At 47.8% G+C, this 249-nt stretch carries 1 tRNA gene; it reads left to right on the plus strand.

Annotated elements, in window-relative coordinates:
- The first annotated feature begins 40 nt into the window (after positions 1-40).
- Positions 41-116: transfer RNA gene (locus B0E34_RS22850), tRNA-Glu, on the plus strand.
- The last annotated feature ends 133 nt before the right edge of the window (positions 117-249 follow it).

The raw sequence follows: 249 nt of genomic DNA on the forward strand, positions 1-249 counted from the left end.
GAAAGTGAAAAGCAAGGCGTCTTGCGAAGCAGACTGATACGTCCCCTTCGTCTAGAGGCCCAGGACACCGCCCTTTCACGGCGGTAACAGGGGTTCGAATCCCCTAGGGGACGCCACTTGCTGGTTTGTGAGTGAAAGTCACCTGCCTTAATATCTCAAAACTCATCTTCGGGTGATGTTTGAGATATTTGCTCTTTAAAAATCTGGATCAAGCTGAAAATTGAAACACTGAACAACGAGAGTTGTTCG

The organism is Chryseobacterium mucoviscidosis (assembly GCF_002177115.1).
Lineage (GTDB): Bacteria > Bacteroidota > Bacteroidia > Flavobacteriales > Weeksellaceae > Chryseobacterium > Chryseobacterium mucoviscidosis.